This window comes from Streptomyces sp. TP-A0356 (assembly GCF_001417775.1).
In the GTDB taxonomy this organism is placed as follows: domain Bacteria; phylum Actinomycetota; class Actinomycetes; order Streptomycetales; family Streptomycetaceae; genus Streptomyces.
Genome location: NZ_BBZJ01000016.1, coordinates 345,286 through 362,729 on the forward strand (window position 1 = coordinate 345,286; position 17,444 = coordinate 362,729).

Consider the following 17,444-nt stretch of genomic DNA (forward strand, 5'->3'; position numbering starts at 1 on the left):
CGCCCAGGATGTGGCAATACCCACACGTCGAACGGTGTCTGTTGTGCAAACTCTCCTTGGCCCGGGGCGGTCCGGTAGGACAGGATCGGCTCTCATGGACCTGCTGAACACGCTGGTGGACAAGGGGCTGCGGCGCGAGCTGCCGACCCGCGAGGAAGCTCTGGCCGTCCTCGCCACTTCCGACGACGACGTGCTCGATGTGGTGGCCGCGGCCGGCAAGGTGCGCCGCCACTGGTTCGGCCGACGGGTGAAACTCAACTACCTCGTCAACCTGAAGTCCGGGCTGTGCCCCGAGGACTGTTCCTACTGCTCCCAGCGGCTCGGCTCGAAGGCCGACATCCTGAAGTACACGTGGCTCAAACCGGACGATGCCTCGAAGGCTGCGGCCGCCGGAGTCGCGGGCGGGGCCAAGCGGGTCTGCCTGGTGGCGAGCGGCCGGGGACCGACCGACCGGGACGTGGACCGGGTCTCCGACACCATCAGGACGATCAAGGAGCGGAACGAGGGCGTCGAGGTGTGCGCCTGCCTCGGTCTGCTCTCCGACGGCCAGGCCGAACGGCTGCGCGAGGCGGGCGCCGACGCCTACAACCACAACCTGAACACCTCCGAGGCGACCTACGGAGACATCACCACCACGCACACCTACGCCGATCGGGTGGACACGGTCCACAAGGCGCACGCCGCCGGCCTGTCGGCCTGCTCGGGCCTGATCGCGGGCATGGGCGAGAGCGACGAGGACCTGGTCGACGTCGTCTTCTCGCTGCGGGAGCTGGACCCGGACTCGGTCCCGGTCAACTTCCTCATCCCGTTCGAGGGCACTCCGCTCGCCAAGGAGTGGAGCCTCACCCCGCAGCGATGTCTGCGGATCCTGGCGATGGTGCGGTTCGTGTGCCCGGATGTCGAGGTGCGCATCGCGGGCGGCCGTGAGGTCCATCTCCGCACCCTGCAGCCGCTGGCCCTGCACCTGGCCAACTCCATCTTCCTGGGCGACTATCTGACCAGCGAGGGCCAGGCGGGCAAGGCGGACCTGGAGATGATCGCGGACGCCGGGTTCGAGGTGGAGGGCACGGACCAGGTGACGCTGCCGGAGCACCGGGCGGCCGCGGGCGGATGCGGGTCGCACGAGGACACGGGATGCGGATCGCACGGGGACGCCGGGTGCGGATCGCGCGAGGGCGGCGGTGTCTGTGGTTCCGGTGCCGCTTCCGCCCCGCAGGTGGGCGAGCCCCGGACGGACCTGGTCGCCGTACGCCGCCGGGGTGCCGGAACGGATCTCGCACCCAATGCCTGACCTGCCCGTGGAGGAGCTGCTGGCCCTGGACCGGCAGCACGTCTGGCATCCGTACGGTCCCATGCCCGGCCGCCGGCGGCCGCTCGTCGTGGAGTCGGCGAGCGGGGTGCGACTGCGCCTGGCCGACGGCTCCGGCGAGTTGGTCGACGGTATGTCGTCCTGGTGGTCGGCGATCCACGGTTACAACCACCCCGTGCTCAACGAGGCCGCACGCGAACAGCTGGCGCGGATGAGCCATGTGATGTTCGGCGGGCTCACCCACGAGCCCGCCGTCCGGCTCGCGAAGCTCCTGGTCGACCTCTCGCCCGAAGGACTGGAGCACGTCTTCCTGGCGGACTCCGGCTCGGTCTCGGTCGAGGTCGCGGTCAAGATGTGCCTCCAGTACTGGCGTTCGCTCGGCCGCCCCGCCAAACAGCGTCTGCTGACCTGGCGCGGCGGCTACCACGGCGACACCTGGCACCCGATGTCCGTGTGCGACCCCGAGGGCGGGATGCACGAGCTGTGGCGGGGCGTCCTGCCGGGGCAGGTGTTCGCGGACGCGCCTCCCGTGGCGTACGAGGAGTCGTACGCGGACCATCTGCGCTCGGCGATCGAACGGCACGCCGACGAACTGGCCGCGGTGATCGTGGAGCCGGTGGTGCAGGGCGCGGGCGGGATGCGGTTCCACTCCCCCGCGTATCTGCGGGTGCTGCGCGAGGCCTGCGACGCGCACGACGTGCTGCTCGTGTTCGACGAGATCGCCACGGGGTTCGGGCGCACGGGTGCGCTGTTCGCCGCGGACCACGCGGCGGTGACGCCGGATGTGATGTGCGTGGGCAAGGCGCTGACCGGCGGCTATCTGACCATGGCGGCCACCCTGTGCACCCCGCGCGTGGCCGACGGGATCTCCCGGGGCGAGGTTCCGGTGCTCGCGCACGGACCGACGTTCATGGGCAACCCGCTGGCGGCCGCCGTGGCCTGCGCCTCGGTCGGCCTGCTGCTGGGCCAGGACTGGCAGTCGGAGGTCAAGCGGATCGAGACCGGCCTCAGGGACGGGCTCGCTGAGGCGGCGGCCCTGCCGGGGGTGCGCGATGTGCGGGTCCTCGGGGCCATCGGTGTGGTCCAGCTCGACCACGAGGTGGACATGGCGGAGGCGACACGCGCCGCGGTGCGCGAGGGGGTGTGGCTGCGGCCGTTCCGCGACCTCGTCTACACGATGCCGCCGTACGTGACCGGGGACGCGGACGTGGCACGGATCGCGCGCGCGGTGTGCGCGGCGGCACAGGAAGGGTGACATGTCGACACTGGTGATCACGGGGACCGGCACGGAGATCGGCAAGACGGTCACGACGGCCGCCGTCGCGGCGGTGGCCGTGGCGGCCGGGCGGTCCGTGGCCGTGCTCAAACCCGCGCAGACGGGCGTACGGGCCGACGAGCGCGGGGACGCCGACGAGGTGGCCCGGCTCGCGGGTGGCGTGACGACGTGTGAACTCGCCCGGTACCCGGAGCCGTTGGCGCCCGCCACGGCGGCCAGGCGCGCCGGGATGCCGCCCGTACGGCCGCACGAGGTGGCGGAGGCGGCGGCCAAACTGGCCGTCGAGCACGACCTCGTCCTCGTCGAGGGGGCGGGCGGACTGCTCGTACGGTTCGACGACGAGGACGGCACCCTCGCGGACGCGGCGCGGCTGCTGGCGGCTCCGGTGCTGGTGGTGGCGCCGGCGGGCCTCGGCACGCTCAACGCGACCGAACTGACCGCCCGAGAACTGCGCCGTCTGGGGCTCGATCTGAGGGGCGTGGTCATCGGCAGCTGGCCCGAGTCGGCCGATCTGGCGTCGCGGTGCAACCTCGCGGACCTTCCGGCGGTGGCCGGGGCTCCGCTGCTCGGTGCGCTGCCCGCGGGTGCCGGCGCGTACGCGCCCGCGGAGTTCCGCGCAGGGGCACCCGGCTGGCTGGCACCCGGGCTGGGCGGGACCTGGTCCGCGGAGGAGTTCACCTCGACGCACGCACCGTAGCGCGCACAGAGGTCGGGCGTACCCGAGTAGGGCGTACACGAGTAGGGCGTACAGGACTGGGCGCGCACGCACGCCGAGGGACGCGGAAGCGGTCGGGATCCGCATGGCAGGGGTGCGGCGGACGGGCGCGGGGGACAATCCGGGTAACACCCGTCCTGACCGGGAGGTGCTCATGCCGCTGGGGTCCGTCCGCTCCCGCACGGTGTCACGGGAGACCGTGCACCATCCGCTGTTCGCCCGCTACTACGCCCGGATCAGCGTCGCCGCCGAGCGGCGGTTCGGCATGGGTGACGTACGCGACCGGCTGCTGGCCGGGTTGTCCGGCCGGGTGATCGAGATCGGTGCGGGAAACGGTCTGAACTTCACCCACTACCCGCGCACCGTCTCGGAGGTCGTCGCGATCGAACCCGAGCGGCTGCTGCGGCAGTTGGCGGTCGAGGCGGCCCTGCGCGCCGACGTGCCCGTGGACGTGGTGCCCGGCGCTGCGGAGGCACTGCCGGTCAAGAGCGAGGCCTTCGACGCGGCGGTGGTCTCCCTGGTGCTGTGCAGCGTGCGGGATGTGTCGCGTGCGCTCGGCGAGCTGCGGCGAGTGCTGCGGCCGGGCGGCACGCTGCGGTTCTACGAGCACGGCACGGGTGGCGGCCCGGCGATGCGCTACGCCCAGCGCACCCTGGACCGTACGGTGTGGCCGGCGCTCAACGGGGGCTGCCACCTCTCCCGGGACCCGGTGGCGGCCCTGCGTGCGGCCGGCTTCGAACTGGGCCCCTACCGGCGGCTGTCGATGCCGGCGAAGGGGCCGCGCCTCCCGGTGTCGTACTGCGTGCTGGGCACCGCGCGACGGCCTGGCGTCGAGGGGTAGTCACAGACTCCACTGCCGCAGTTCCCGTGCGATGTCGCTCACCGAGGCCTCACCGTCCTTGACCAGCCGGGCCAGGTCGCGCACCTGTTCGGCGGAGGTGACGACCTTGACGCCGCTGGCGACCAGATAGGCGTAGGCGACCGCGGACGCGAACAGCGCGTTCGAGCGTTCCAGCGCCGGAACGTGCAGCAGGAGCTGGAGCAGGGCGGCGGCGCGGGCGTGAGGGGTGTCGTAGACGGGGACGCCGAATATCTCCGCGTCGTGCCGGCTGACCGCGGCGACGAGCGCGCCCCAGTCGGTGACCTGGGGGTCTCCGGGCGTCTTCTGTTCGGCGACCATCAGCAGCCAGGCGAGGTCGATTCTGAGATTGTTCAACGGTCAGCGACGACCTTCGCTCCGGTGCCGGCCCGAGCCATCGCCCCGGCCCTCGCGAGCGGTGCCGAACTCCTCGGCGAAGACGGACTCGTACTGCTTCATGAAGTCGGCGGCGGCCTCCACGAAGGTGTGGCCCGCCTCCCCCGTGTCCTGCTTGACCAGCTCTTCGATGTAGCGGTTGACGCTCATGCCGCGCTCCAGGGCTCGTTCGCGGGCGGCTCGGGCGGTGTCCTCGTCCACCCTCACGTTCAGCTGGGTCTTCGCCATGCTTCGAAGCTAGCGCCGGGATGCTAGCACCGGCAAGAGGGCGCCGGGCTCCACCGAGGGGTGGAGAGTGCCCCCTACACCGGCATCAGGGGCACGACCTGCGGCGGAGACGCGCCTGGACGTCGGGGGGATACCAGGTGTGGTGCGCATCACACTACGCTCGGCCGGGACGGGGGAACACGAGGACGGCCGGACATCTACGACGTCGGGACGTCCACGAGCGAGGAGGCTGTCTTGTCCACTGCTGCTGCGGAGCACGCTCCAGGCCGCCCGGAGGCGGACGGGATCGCCGCCCGCGCCCGGGGGCTGACGAAGGCCTACGGCTCGGGCGAGACGGCGGTTGTCGCCCTCGACGCGGTCGACGTGGACATCACCCGGGGCCGCTTCACCGCGGTCATGGGCCCCTCGGGCTCGGGGAAGTCCACGCTGATGCACTGCCTGGCGGGACTCGACACGGTGTCGGCCGGTCAGGTGTGGCTCGGCGACACCGAGATCACGGGGCTCAAGGACCGCGAGCTGACCCGGCTGCGCCGGGACCGCATCGGGTTCATGTTCCAGTCGTTCAATCTGATCCCGACGCTCGACGCGGCCGAGAACATCACACTTCCGATGGACATCGCGGGCCACAAGCCCGACCGGAAGTGGCTGGACCAGGTGATCGACACACTTGGCCTGCGGGACCGGCTCGGACACCGGCCGGCCCAGCTGTCCGGCGGACAGCAACAGCGCGTCGCCTGCGCCCGGGCGCTCGCCTCGCGCCCCGAGCTGATCTTCGCGGACGAACCGACGGGCAACCTCGACTCCCGGGCCGGACTCGAGGTGCTGGGCTTCCTGCGCCAGGCGGTCGACGATCTGGGGCAGACCGTCGTGATGGTCACCCACGATCCGGGCGCGGCGGCCCACTCCGACCTGGTGCTGTTCCTGGCGGACGGGCGGATCGTGGATGAGATGGCGCAGCCGACGGCCGAGGCGGTGCTGGAGCGCCTGAAGCGGTTCGACCCGGTCCGGGCGACCTACGACGAGACGCCCGCCCGCGAGAGCTGAGGCGACCGTGCTCAAGGCGACGCTGCGCAGCTTCCTCGCCCACAAGGGACGGCTGGCGCTCTCGGCCCTGGCGGTCCTGCTGTCCGTGGCGTTCGTCGCGGGCAGCCTCATCTTCTCGGACACCGTCACCCGGACCTTCGACCGGCTGTTCGCCTCCACTGCGGCCGATGTGACGGTGAGCCCCAAGCAGGACCTCTCCTCCCAGGTCCCTTCGGGGGCGACCCCGACCCTCCCCGCCTCGCTGGCCGCGCGGGTGGCCGAGGTCGACGGCGTCGCGGCGACCCATGTGGACATCGCCGTCAACGGCATCACGGTCGTCGACCGGACGAACCAACCGGTGGGACCGACCACCGGCGCTCCCACCATCGCCAAGAACTGGTACGTCACCAAGCGCAGTCCGGTGCGGCTGACGTCCGGCCATGCGCCGCAGGGCCCCGGTGAGGCGCTGCTGGACGCGGACACCGCCCGGCACAGGCACCTGGGCATCGGCGACCCGCTGACCGTGCTGGCACCTCCCGGTTCCTTCAAGGTGCGGGTCGTCGGGATCGCCACCTTCACGACCACCAACCCGGGCGCCGCCCTGGTCTTCCTGGACACCCCGACCGCACAGACCAGGCTGCTGGGCCGTTCCGGCCTGGCCACCGCTGTAGCGGTCGACGCCGCACCGGGCGTGAGCGACGCCCTGCTCAAGCAGCAGATCGCCACGCAAGTACGCTCCTCTGCCTACGACTTCAAGACCGCGAGCGAACAGGCCAAGTCGGACACCGACCAGCTCGGCACGTTCCTCGACGTGATCAAGTACGTGATGCTGGGATTCGCCGGCATCGCCGTGCTCGTGGGCGTGTTCCTCATCGTCAACACGTTCTCGATGCTCATCGCCCAGCGCACCCGCGAACTGGGCCTGCTGCGCGCCCTGGGCGCCGACCGGCGGCAGGTACGCCGTTCGGTGCTGACGGAGGCGCTGCTGCTGGGCCTGGTCGGCTCCACGCTGGGGCTCGCCGCGGGGATCGGGCTGGCGGCCGGGCTCATCCGGCTGATGAGCGCGTTCGGCATGAACATCAAGTCCACCGAGATGGTGATCGGCTGGGTGACCCCGGTCTCCGCCTACGTCGTCGGGGTGGGCGTCACCTTCGTGGCCGCCTACCTTCCGGCGCGGCGCGCGGCCGGTGTCTCCCCCATGGCGGCCCTCGCCGACGCCGAGGTCGCGGGTGTGGGGCGCCCGCTGAAGGTCCGAGCGGTGGCCGGTGCGATCGTCGGCGCGCTGGGCGTGGCCGCACTGGTGGGGTGCGCCAGGGCCACGAAGGTCGCGCCGGCCGCCTCCCTGCTCGGCGTCGGCGTGGTCCTCACGCTCGTCGCCACCGTGATCGCCGGCCCGCTGCTGGTGCGACCGGTGATCCGAGTGCTGGGTGCCGCCTTCCCCGCCCTGTTCGGCTCCATCGGGCGGATGAGCCAGCGCAACGCCCTGCGCAATCCGCGTCGCACCGGCGCCACCGCGTCCGCGCTGATGGTCGGGCTCGCCCTGGTGGCCGGGATGTCCGTGGCGAGTGCCTCCATGTCCATGTCGTTCGACCAGCAGATCGACAAGACGCTGGGCGCCGACTTCGTGGTGCAGAACCGCCAGTTCCAGCCCTTCCCGCAGGAGATCACGGACCGGGTCCGGGCCACGGACGGCGCCGGGCTCGTCGTACGCCAGCGGTTCACGCCCGTCGCGGTGCGGCTGCCGGACGGCACGCGGGCGGAGACGACCGCGGCGGGCTACGACCCATCGCTCGACCACGTCGCTCACATCACCTACGCGGGGGGTGACACGGCGGCCGCGCTCGCGGACGGTGCCATCGCCATGGACCTGACGTTCGCGAAGGACCACGCCGTACACGTCGGCAGCACGATCCCCGTGCAGTTCCCGGGCGGGCGCCACACGGATCTGAGGGTCGGCGCGCTCACCGACCAGGGCGGCTCGGAGGGCTTCGGCATGCAGGGCGGACTGTTCTTCGGGATGGCGACGCTGCAGAAGTACGTGCCGGACGGACAGGACTCCGCGCTGTACGTGAACGCCGCGTCCGGCACGCCGAAGGACCGGTTGCGCTCGCACCTGGAGAAGACCCTCGCCGAGTACCCCCAGGTCCAGGTGCGCGACCAGGCGGACTACAAGAAGCTGGTGCACGACCAGATCGCGGTGCTGCTCTACCTGGTGTACGCGCTGCTCGGGCTGGCGATCGTCATCGCGGTGCTCGGGGTGGTCAACACCCTGGCCCTGTCGGTCGTCGAGCGCACCCGTGAGATCGGGCTGCTGCGCGCGATCGGGCTCGCCCGGCGGCAGTTGCGCCGGATGATCCGGCTGGAGTCGGTGGTGATCGCCGTGTTCGGGGCCGTCCTCGGGCTGGCGCTGGGGCTGGTGTGGGGTGTGAGCACCCAGCAGGTGCTCGCGCTGCGGGGCTTGAAGGCGCTGGTGTTCCCGTGGACCACGATCGTCGCCGTGGTGGTGGGGGCGGCGGTCGTGGGCGTGGTGGCGGCACTGCTGCCCGCGTTGCGTGCGTCACGCATGAATGTGCTGGCGGCGATCGCGCACGAGTGATGGAAGCGCCTCGCGCGCTGAAGTGGCCTGACTATGCGGGGAGTTCATGCCGCGTCCGTTCCGCTTCGGCGTCCGTTCCGCTTCGGCGTGAATCCGCCCACCCCCACACCGGCGGATCCGGGGATGAGGCCCTGCGGGCCCGAGGACCTCGACACCGTGCCGGCCTTCTGGAAGGCGGCCGCCGAGGGCACGAGCATCAGCGACGCCCGGGACGGTGGGGAGCGGCTCCTCTCCCGCGACCCCGAGGCGCTGATCCTCGCCGAGCGGGACGGTGAGCTCGTCGGCACGGTGATCGCGGGCTTCGACGGCCGGCGCTGCCGCGGGACACGCCTCCGAGGACCAGTGGCGCCGCCGGGTGAAGCCCCTCGCGTACCGCCCCACCGATCCACTTTGCTGATCCTTTACCATGGAGGAGTCAAGTCATTCCTCCGAGGGGTCAACTCGTCCGACCATGGAAAGGTGTGAGCGTCCGCCGATGGGCGAACCTCCCAGTACCCGACATCGCGCGGTCGTCGCGTCCCTGTTCGATCCTGGGACGGAGGTGACCCGATGACCGAAGTGCTCCTCCTGCTGGTGGCGGTCCTGCTCTCGCTCGCCTGCGGTGTCTTCGTCGCGGCGGAGTTCTCACTCACCACGGTCGAGCGAGGCGAGCTGGAGCGCGCCGTGGAGCGCGGCGAACGCGGCGCGGCGGGGGCCCTCAAGGCTGCGCGGAATCTGACGTTCCAGCTCTCCGGCGCCCAGCTCGGCATCACGGTCACCAACCTGGTGGTCGGCATGCTCTCCGAGCCGTCGATCGCCAGGCTGATCGCGGGCCCGCTGCGCTCGCTGGGCGTGCCGCGCTCCGCCGCCACGTCCGTCGCCCTGGTCATCGGCACGGCACTGTCGACGGTGTTCCTGATGGTGGTCGGTGAGCTGGTGCCCAAGAACTGGGCGATCTCCTCACCGCTCGCGGTGGCCAAGCGGGTGGCCACGCCGTTGCGCTGGTTCAGCATCGCCTTCCGCCCGTTCATCACGCATCTCAACAACACGGCCAACCACATGGTGCGCCGCCTCGGTCTCGAACCGGCGGAGGAACTGGCCTCCGCACGCGGCCCCCAGGAACTGGTGGCCCTCGCCCGGCACTCGGCGAAGGAGGGCGCACTGGAGTCGGACACCGCCGAGCTGTTCGTGCGCACCCTCAACCTCGCCGACCTGACCGCGGAGAACGTGATGACCCCGCGTGTCCAGGTCGTCGCTCTGGACGTCCAGGCGACCTGCGAGGACGTGGCGAACGCGACGCGCGCGACGGGTCTGTCGCGCTTCCCCGTCTACCGCGGCAACCTCGACTCGGTCGTCGGCATCGCGCACATCAAGGACTGCTTGGCCGTGCCCGACGAGGAGCGGCCCCACCGTCCGGTCACAGAGATCATGCGCGAACCGCTGTTCGTCCCCGCGCCCCTCACCGTCGACCGACTGCTGGACCGGCTCTCCGGCAAGAACACCATGGCCGTCGTCATCGACGAGTACGGCGGCACGGCCGGGGTCGTGACGCTGGAGGACATCGTGGAGGAGGTCGTCGGCGAGGTGCGCGACGAGCACGACCCGCACGAGACGCCCGATCTGGCCCCGGCGGGCACGGACACCGCGGGCCGCGGGCTGTTCTCGGCCGACGGCTCGGCCCGCATCGACCAGCTCATCCGGATCGGGCTGAGGGTGCCCGAGGGCCCGTACGAGACGCTGGCCGGGCTCCTCGCCACCAAACTGGGCCGGATACCGGTCAAGGGCGACAGCGTCGAGGTCGACGGCTGGCGCCTCGACGTGGTGGACGCGTCGGGGCACCGGGCCGCGCGGGTGCTGATGCACGCGCCGCCCGCCGGACAGGAGGGGGAGCTGTGACCGTCGTCCAGCTGCTGATCGGTCTGCTGACGCTCGTCGTGAACGCCTTCTTCGTCGGCGCCGAGTTCGCGCTGATCTCCGTACGCCGCAGCCAGATCGAGCCGCACGCCGAGGCGGGCGACCGCCGGGCGCGCAGCGTGCTGTGGGGCCTGGAGCACGTGTCGGCGCTGCTGGCGGCCGCGCAGCTCGGCATCACCCTGTGCACCCTGGTCCTCGGTGTGGTCGCCGAGCCCGCCATCGAGCATCTGCTGGAGCCGGTGTTCCACGCGGTGGGCGTCCCGCACGGCGCGGGCCGCGCGGTGTCGTTCGTGATCGCGCTGACGCTGGCGACGTATCTGCACATGCTGCTCGGCGAAATGGTGCCGAAGAACATCGCGCTCGCGGAGCCGGTGCGCCTCGCGCTGCTGCTCGGCCCTCCGCTGGTCGGCCTGGCCCGCACGCTGCGCCCGGTGATCTTCACCGTGAACGCCTTCGCGAACACGCTGCTCAAGCTGTTGCGCGTGGAGAGGAAGGACGAGGTCACGTCCACCTTCTCGGACGACGAACTGGCGCTGCTCGTCAAGGACTCCACCGAGGCCGGACTCATCGACAACCGCGCCCAGGAGCGACTGCACGACGCGCTGGAACTGGGCCGCAGACCCGTGCGCGACGTGGTGGTACCGCTGGAGCGCGTCGTCTACGCGCGCCTGGGCATCACGCCGGAGGAGCTGGAGCGGCTGTCGGCCGAGTCCGGGTTCTCCCGCTTCCCGGTCGTGGACGAGGGCCGCCGGATCGTCGGCTATCTGCACGTCAAGGACGCGCTGGACGCCACGCCTCGGGACAGGCCGTTCCGGCTGCGGGACCTGCGTCCCATTCCCCGGGTGCGCGAGGACACACCGCTGGACGACGTGCTCACCGCGATGCGCGCCGGCCGTACGCACCTGGCGGCGGTCCTGGGCGAGGACGGACGGCTGGCGGGTCTGGTGACGATGGAGGACGTGCTGCGGGAGCTGTTCGGCCTGCGGACCTGACCGCCTCCCGGCCGCCGCGCGCGGCCGGGAAGGGAGTCCGCGCGGTGCGGACCGCCTCCCGGCCGCCGCGCGCGGCCGGGGAGGGAGTCCGCGCGGTGCGCGGGGCGACCGACCGGCGGGTATGCCGCCGGGATACCATCGACGGCGCCATGCAGACGAACCCCACGTACAGCAGCCTGGTCGCGGTCGGCGACTCCTTCACCGAGGGCATGTCGGACCTGCTGCCCGACGGCTCCTACCGCGGCTGGGCCGATGTCCTGGCGAGCCGGATGGCCGCACGGACACCCGGATTCCGGTATGCCAACCTCGCCGTGCGCGGCAAGCTGATCCAGCAGATCGTCGACGAGCAGGTGGACGTCGCCGCCGCCATGCGACCGGATGTGATCACACTGGTCGGCGGTCTCAACGACACCCTGCGACCCAAGTGCGACATGGGCCGCGTACGGGCACTGCTGACCGAGGCCGTGGAGCGGCTGGCCCCGTCGTGCACGCAGCTCGTGCTGATGCGCAGCCCCGGCCGTCAGGGGCCGGTCCTGGAGCGCTTCCGGCCCCGCATGGAGGAGCTGTTCGCATGCGTCGACGAGCTCGCCGAGCGGCACGGCGCGCTCGTGGTCGATCTGTACGGGGCGGCGTCGCTCGCCGACCCGCGCCTGTGGGACGTGGACCGGCTGCACCTCACGGGCGAGGGGCACCGCCGGGTGGCGGAAGCCGTGTGGCAGACGCTCGGGCACGAGGCGGAGGATACGGAGTGGCGTACGCCGCCGGCCCCGACCGCGCCGCCTAGATGGCTCGCCCGACGGAGCGCGGACGTCCGTTTCACCCGGCAGCATCTGCTGCCGTGGATAGGACGGCGGCTGACCGGCCGTTCCTCGGGCGACGGCCGGACAGGCGCCCACTTCAGCGCTGAGCTGGGCAAAGCCTTCTGGGTCACCCCCGCGGACCACACAAACCCGGGCGCTGTGACGGACTGGCGACGGGTGGGGCCCTGACCCGGAGCCTCCCCTCAAACGCCCTTCAGAACACGATCAAGTGCCGCCCGGCCTAGAGGTCCCCAGTTCGGCTTGCCGCCGGGAAGACCCCGATCTCCGTTCTGCCCCATGAGCATCAGGAAGAGGCTCTTCATCGCGGCCAGCCCGCGGGCACGCCGGATCGCCGCGATGTCCGCATGCGCATACATGTCGAAGAACCGTGAGGCCGTGCCCGCGGGGAGCAGCACCCATGCGGCGGCGAGGTCCCACGCCGGATCGCCGGCGAACATGTCACCGAAGTCGACGATGCCCGAGAGCGTTCCGTCCGAGACGACGACGTTCGCGGGATGGAGGTCGCCATGCACCCACACCGGCGGGCCCTCCCACGCCTGGGCCGCCACGGCGTCGTCCCAGACGGCCCGGACGTCGGCAGCGACGTCATCGGGAGCAACGGCCTGGAAGAAGTTCTCGAAGCCGTCCGTGCAGTTCCTGGGATGGGCACCGCGGTGCGTAGCGATCGGCGCCTCGGCGGGCGCCTCCACATGGAGCGCCCGGAGGAAGCCCGCCAGTGTCTCGGCCGCGTGGTCGCCGCGGCTGATCGAGCCGTGGTCCAGCGGCTCGCCGGGAACCCACGTCATCACGGTCCAGTGCTTGGGAAAACGCTCGGACGGTTCGCCGAACCGCACCGGGGTCGGCACCGGGAGCGGCAGGCGCGGGGCCAGCACGGGTAGCCACCGCCGCTCCTTGAGCTGGAGCTCCGGGGTGGGGTCCATGCGCTGCATGCGCACCGCCAACTGGTCGCCGACGCGCCACATCTGGTTACCCCAGCCGCCCGGCACCTCGCGGATGACCAGCCCTGCAAGGTCTGGATGTTGCTCACGCAGCAGGTCGCGGACCAGGTCTGCGGTGATCTCGATCTCGGCGTCGGTCATGCGAAGTCACAGTACTGATGCGGCAGGCGGAGCGGCTCTCGCTCTCCGGAACATCGCACCGTGATACCTCTGGCATCACCGATTCGGTTCCAGAGAGCTGCAGATCAGAGGCTACGGGACGGACCGGCCCCAAAGTTCGGACAAGCCTCAGGCCAAGCGGCGACGACCAGCCCGGCGTCGTGGCGCTCTCCCATCGCATAGCCGAGCGGGCGCCGGGAGAAGAGGTCGATGACCGTGGCCGGATACAGCTTGCCCTCCTCGGTCTCGATCTCCGTCATCTCCCCGCACCAGACCAGGTCGGGCGCCTCGGCGGTGAAGTCCCGCTGCACGACGTCCGGGCTCGCCAGCCGCTTCCCTGGCTGCCAACTCCCCTGCAGTTCGGCCCATGTCGTCTGGGCCCGTTCATGCATGATGACGGGATGAACCATAGCGACCAGCGCTTCCACGTCATCGTGCTGTCGAACTTCGCGAGGGGCTTCGACAAGTACGCGTTCGCTTACGGTAAGGCGGGGATTCCGGAGAGTACCTATCCCGACCGGTTCCACCTGCTGACCCGTGCGGACTTGGGAATCGGCATCGGCAAGGCGCGACGCCTGCTGGACCGGCTGGCCATTCCGGGCGACCGGCTGCTGGTGCTGGAAACCATGGTGGACCCCGACAAGCTGGTGCCCAACGTGTCGACCGGCCTCGGCATGGAACTGCACGAGGCTCGCATCCGGTTGTCAGCAGTCCACGAGCTCGACCAAGCAGGCGACGAGTTCACTCTGCGCCCGACAACCGTCGAGGATGCGATGGCGGCCTCCCTGCACCTGCACGGATCGGCACAGCGTCGCTACGCCGACACGCGACCGCGCTCGGTTTCGCTTCTGCCGGTCGCCTCCGCCTGCCAAGCCCGGTGTTCGTTCTGCTTCTCCTCGGCTTCGATCTCCAGCGACCAAGCGCCGGCACGGGTCCCGTGGGACGCGGTCGCCCAGTGGCTGGAGCGCGCCCGTGCGGCGGGTGCCGAGCGTGCAGTGATCACCGGCGGCGGGGAGCCCACGCTCATACCGTTCGAACAGCAGCTGCGACTGGTGTCCGCCTGCTCGGCTGCCTTCCCGAAGGTCGTCCTGATCACCAACGCGCACACCCTGGCGAAAGGCCGGCACGATGGCCGGGCCGACCGCCTCGCAGCCCTGAGCGCCGCAGGCCTGAGCGTGCTGGCGGTTTCCCGGCACCATCACGACGACGCCGTCAGCGAGCGGCTGATGATGCTGCGCACACCGGTGAGCTCCGTGATCGACACCTGGCGCGTGGAACGTCACCGCTGGCCGGGGCTGCGGATGAGGCTGATCTGCGTGCTCCAGCACGGCGGCGTCGACGACGCGGCCGGGGTCGCCGACTACCTTTCGTGGGCCGCGGCTCTCGGCGTCGAGGAAGTCTGCTTCAAAGAGCTCTACGTATCCACCAGCACCGAGTCGCTCTACTTCGACCGCGCCGCGAACGTCTGGAGCCGAGAGCACCAGGTGTCGCTGTCCATCGTCACCCGGTTCGTCGAGCAGCGTGGCTTCGAACTGGCGAGCCGCCTGCCCTGGGGCGCGCCGGTCTACCACGGCAGCTGGGACGGACGGCCGATGCGGATCGCCGCATACACCGAGCCCAGCCTGCTCTGGGAACGCACCAGCGGGATCGCACGCAGCTGGAACGTCATGGCCGACGGACGCTGCTACGCCTCCCTGGAGGACCGGGCCAGCGAGATCGTGCCGGAAGGTGCGGCGGCATGAGGTTCGAGGAGTTCCAGGAATTCCGGCAGCGCCGGCTCAGTGCTTCCTCGTCGCTTCTGGACGCCGCCGAGACCAACGTGTACCGGGCGCTTGCTCCGATGCGACCGGAACCGCCGACCGACATGAGTACGGTGCACCGGTGCGATCTCGCCCGTGCCTGGCTGCGGCGCTTCGAGCTGCCGGAAGAGTGGTCCGGCCACGCCATGGTCTGTCGAGGGGTCCGGCACGGGCTCGGTGTGGTGTTCCACTGGCTGCGCGCCGTGCAAGCGCGGTTGTGGCTGCCCAGCGACGTCTACCCGGTTTACTTCGAGCTGGCCCGCGCTGCGGGCCTGGCGCCCGCGTCCTACCCGACGCTGCCGGCGCCGACCCTGCCGAGGTCGTCGGCGGACCACCGGCCCGAATACCTGCTGCTCGCCAACCCCAGCAAGCCGCTCGGCCGGTACCTGTCCGATGCCGAGTGCGCCGCGGTGATTTCGTGGTTGCGGGAATCACCACGCCGCCGCCTGCTGATCGACAGCGTCTACGACCTGGGAGCCCCGTTCGCTGTCGGCACACGGCGATTGCTGGACACCGGTTGCGCGGTCCTACTGCATTCGGTCACCAAGGGATGGCTGTGGCCACGCACATTCGGCGTGGTCCTGCTGGGTCCGGCGCAAGCCGAATTGGCCGAAGCGTTCCGGGCGGATCCGCCGACGTCGACTCAGCTGAGGCTCGCCGACCGCCTGCTGACCGAGCACAGCGACGTGCCCCGGCAGGTCGTCGACGAACTGGCCGCACGGGCTGGGCGGTTGTTCGAACGGTTGCCGGACGAGGTGCTCGGGGCGATTCCCACGGCGAGCCGGACGTGTCCCGGCAACTATTTCTTCCCGGTTGAAATCCCAGCGGAGACGCTCCAGCGTGAGTGCGGCGTGCTCGCGATGCCGGTCAGCGTGTTCGGGGAGAGCAGTTGGTCCGGCTCCATCCTGACCAGCCTTGCTGACGCTTTCGGCCCGACGCCGGCGGTGGCGCGATGAAGCCACTGGAGGACCTGGCCGTATACGACGATGCGGACTTCTACGATCAGGAGTTCACCGCGCGCACCCACGACATCCCGTTCTTCCTCGGCCAAGCAGTCCGGGCGGGCGGTCCGGTCCTGGAGGTGGCCTGCGGAACCGGGCGCATCACCCTGCCGATCGCGCGGGCGGGTGTCGAGGTCACAGGGCTTGACATCATGCCCTCGATGCTTGCGCGTGCCCGTCAGCGGGCCGAGGACGAGCGACTGCCAGTCGAGTGGCTGGAACAGGACTGCCGAGACATCCGCTCTGACAGGCGCTTCGCCCTGGTGTTCTCGGCAACCAACGCGATGCAGCACCTGCACGACCTGGATTCCGTGGTCGCGTTCCTCGCCTCGGCGCGAAACGTGCTGCGACCAGGCGGGACCCTGATCCTGGACGTGTTCAACCCCGACATGGCCAAGCTGTGCCGGGTCCCCGAGTCGCCCTACCACCACAAGTCGGTCGCGGACGTGGACGGGGCGATACTCGACGTGCGAGCGACGACCAGCTACGACGCCGCCGCCCAAGTGCTGCGCTTCACGCTGGACTATCTACGCGACGGCGCGTGCGTACGCACCAAGAAAGTCAGCATGCGCTGCTTCTTTCCCGAGGAACTCTTGGCGCTCTGCCGGCTGGCCGGTCTCGACGTCGCGCAGCGCTACGGGGACTACGATCAATCCCCGTTCACGAGCACCTCGCCGAAGCAGCTCCTGTTCTGCCACTCCCAATCCGCCAACGGCCAGATCGGCGATCCGCCGACGGTACCGGTCATCCATCCGAGCTGAGCCAGCACCGCATTCCGGGCAACATGCCTGTTCGGAGGCCGCACGAGCGGTGATCCTCGCTGTCGCCCCCGCGTTCCGGACTAGTTAACCTCATGGGTACACCGTCCGGCGACGGCCGCCCGGCCAAGCGCGCGGACCTGCTGCCGTATGAGGGCCCGGCCGCCTAGCCGGCCGCCTGGAAGGACGGAACGCTTCGGAGGGAGTCTCGTGTGACCACCAAGGTGATCAACCTCAAGGGCCGCCTCCAGGAGTTCGGCCCCCGGCTGGAACACGCCCCAAAGGACGTGGTGTACGTCGGCCGCCGCATCACCAGGGGCGGCTGGGACCTCCCCCAGCACCCCCTGTACAACCCGTTCCAGATCGACACCGCCAAGAAGAAGCACGACGGCACGCGCAACCAGGTGATGGCCAAGTACCGGGACCGCCTCATGGACCGCCCGGACCTGCTGGCCCTGGTGCCCGCACTGCGCGGCAGGACCCTGGCGTGCTGGTGCACTCCCGAACTGTGCCACGCGGACATCCTGGCGGAGATCGCGGACAGGCCCAAAGAACCCGGACACCGGTCGTAACCTCGGATCCGCTGTTCACGCGCCGTCCGGCCGGGAGGTCCATCGCCCCGCGTGACGGCGGTCTCGTAGGTTCCGCCGAATCGCCCCGTGGCGCTGGCCGGAGAGATCA

The 17,444-nt window shown here is 70.7% G+C and carries 18 protein-coding genes; 14 read left to right on the forward strand and 4 right to left on the reverse strand.

The features are described 5' to 3' along the window. The first annotated feature begins 94 nt into the window (after positions 1–94). From bioB to ASC56_RS12395, 4 genes are all read left to right on the forward strand, one after another. Entirely contained in the window at positions 95–1,291 is a 1,197-nt protein-coding gene (gene bioB, locus ASC56_RS12380) for a biotin synthase BioB (RefSeq protein WP_055491367.1), read from the forward strand. Further along, the gene (locus ASC56_RS12385; RefSeq protein WP_055491368.1) at positions 1,284–2,564 is read left to right on the forward strand and encodes an adenosylmethionine--8-amino-7-oxononanoate transaminase; all 1,281 of its coding nucleotides are present in this window, start codon (positions 1,284–1,286) and stop codon (positions 2,562–2,564) included. Before bioB ends, ASC56_RS12385 begins: the two co-directional genes overlap by 8 nt. Before the next feature lies 1 nt (position 2,565). Beyond that, positions 2,566–3,282 carry a dethiobiotin synthase gene (gene bioD / locus ASC56_RS12390; protein WP_055491369.1) on the forward strand — a complete coding sequence of 239 codons (717 nt, stop codon included), beginning with the start codon at positions 2,566–2,568 and terminating at the stop codon, positions 3,280–3,282. Positions 3,283–3,454: 172 nt separating this feature from the next. Then, positions 3,455–4,141: a class I SAM-dependent methyltransferase gene (locus ASC56_RS12395; protein WP_055491370.1), complete on the forward strand. Its 687-nt coding sequence runs from the start codon at positions 3,455–3,457 to the stop codon at positions 4,139–4,141. Here ASC56_RS12395 and ASC56_RS12400 read toward each other — a convergent pair whose 3' ends face one another. After that, on the reverse strand, positions 4,142–4,516 hold the full coding sequence (locus tag ASC56_RS12400; RefSeq protein WP_055491371.1) for a hypothetical protein: 375 nt from the start codon (positions 4,514–4,516) through the stop codon (positions 4,142–4,144). It lies immediately after the preceding gene. A gap of 3 nt (positions 4,517–4,519) precedes the next feature. Next, positions 4,520–4,783 carry a toxin-antitoxin system HicB family antitoxin gene (locus ASC56_RS12405; RefSeq protein WP_055491372.1) on the reverse strand — a complete coding sequence of 88 codons (264 nt, stop codon included), beginning with the start codon at positions 4,781–4,783 and terminating at the stop codon, positions 4,520–4,522. A 234-nt stretch (positions 4,784–5,017) separates the two neighbouring features. On the opposite strand from ASC56_RS12405, the gene ASC56_RS12410 reads away from it, so the two are divergent. From ASC56_RS12410 to ASC56_RS12435, 6 genes are all read left to right on the forward strand, one after another. Next, entirely contained in the window at positions 5,018–5,827 is an 810-nt protein-coding gene (locus tag ASC56_RS12410) for an ABC transporter ATP-binding protein (protein WP_055491373.1), read from the forward strand. Between the two features lie 7 nt (positions 5,828–5,834). Continuing rightward, positions 5,835–8,402: an ABC transporter permease gene (locus ASC56_RS12415; RefSeq protein ID WP_055491374.1), complete on the forward strand. Its 2,568-nt coding sequence runs from the start codon at positions 5,835–5,837 to the stop codon at positions 8,400–8,402. 123 nt (positions 8,403–8,525) lie between these two features. Continuing rightward, positions 8,526–8,867, forward strand: coding sequence for a hypothetical protein (locus ASC56_RS41840; protein ID WP_234376940.1), 342 nt, complete (start codon positions 8,526–8,528; stop codon positions 8,865–8,867). A gap of 84 nt (positions 8,868–8,951) precedes the next feature. Further along, the gene (locus ASC56_RS12425) at positions 8,952–10,277 is read left to right on the forward strand and encodes a hemolysin family protein (protein WP_055491375.1); all 1,326 of its coding nucleotides are present in this window, start codon (positions 8,952–8,954) and stop codon (positions 10,275–10,277) included. Then, positions 10,274–11,287 (forward strand): hemolysin family protein, encoded by a 1,014-nt coding sequence (locus ASC56_RS12430; protein ID WP_055491376.1) that lies wholly within the window; start codon positions 10,274–10,276, stop codon positions 11,285–11,287. The genes ASC56_RS12425 and ASC56_RS12430 overlap by 4 nt, the downstream gene beginning before the upstream one ends. A gap of 149 nt (positions 11,288–11,436) precedes the next feature. After that, positions 11,437–12,276 carry an SGNH/GDSL hydrolase family protein gene (locus ASC56_RS12435; RefSeq protein ID WP_055491518.1) on the forward strand — a complete coding sequence of 280 codons (840 nt, stop codon included), beginning with the start codon at positions 11,437–11,439 and terminating at the stop codon, positions 12,274–12,276. A 14-nt stretch (positions 12,277–12,290) separates the two neighbouring features. Here ASC56_RS12435 and ASC56_RS12440 read toward each other — a convergent pair whose 3' ends face one another. Both ASC56_RS12440 and ASC56_RS12445 read right to left on the reverse strand, forming a co-directional pair. Then, positions 12,291–13,187 carry an aminoglycoside phosphotransferase family protein gene (locus ASC56_RS12440; protein ID WP_055491377.1) on the reverse strand — a complete coding sequence of 299 codons (897 nt, stop codon included), beginning with the start codon at positions 13,185–13,187 and terminating at the stop codon, positions 12,291–12,293. Between the two features lie 104 nt (positions 13,188–13,291). Then, positions 13,292–13,597 (reverse strand): DDE-type integrase/transposase/recombinase, encoded by a 306-nt coding sequence (locus ASC56_RS12445; RefSeq protein ID WP_055491378.1) that lies wholly within the window; start codon positions 13,595–13,597, stop codon positions 13,292–13,294. Between ASC56_RS12445 and ASC56_RS12450 the strand changes: the two genes are divergently transcribed. The 4 genes from ASC56_RS12450 to ASC56_RS12465 all read left to right on the forward strand — a co-directional run bounded on the left by ASC56_RS12450 (position 13,592) and on the right by ASC56_RS12465 (position 17,335). Further along, positions 13,592–14,947 (forward strand): radical SAM protein, encoded by a 1,356-nt coding sequence (locus ASC56_RS12450; RefSeq protein WP_055491379.1) that lies wholly within the window; start codon positions 13,592–13,594, stop codon positions 14,945–14,947. The two genes, ASC56_RS12445 and ASC56_RS12450, sit on opposite strands and share 6 nt — an antisense overlap. Further along, on the forward strand, positions 14,944–15,960 hold the full coding sequence (locus tag ASC56_RS12455) for an aminotransferase class I/II-fold pyridoxal phosphate-dependent enzyme (protein ID WP_055491380.1): 1,017 nt from the start codon (positions 14,944–14,946) through the stop codon (positions 15,958–15,960). The genes ASC56_RS12450 and ASC56_RS12455 overlap by 4 nt, the downstream gene beginning before the upstream one ends. Next, positions 15,957–16,766 carry a class I SAM-dependent methyltransferase gene (locus tag ASC56_RS12460; protein ID WP_055491381.1) on the forward strand — a complete coding sequence of 270 codons (810 nt, stop codon included), beginning with the start codon at positions 15,957–15,959 and terminating at the stop codon, positions 16,764–16,766. Before ASC56_RS12455 ends, ASC56_RS12460 begins: the two co-directional genes overlap by 4 nt. Before the next feature lie 209 nt (positions 16,767–16,975). Next, on the forward strand, positions 16,976–17,335 hold the full coding sequence (locus ASC56_RS12465) for a DUF4326 domain-containing protein (RefSeq protein ID WP_055491382.1): 360 nt from the start codon (positions 16,976–16,978) through the stop codon (positions 17,333–17,335). Positions 17,336–17,444 lie beyond the last annotated feature (109 nt).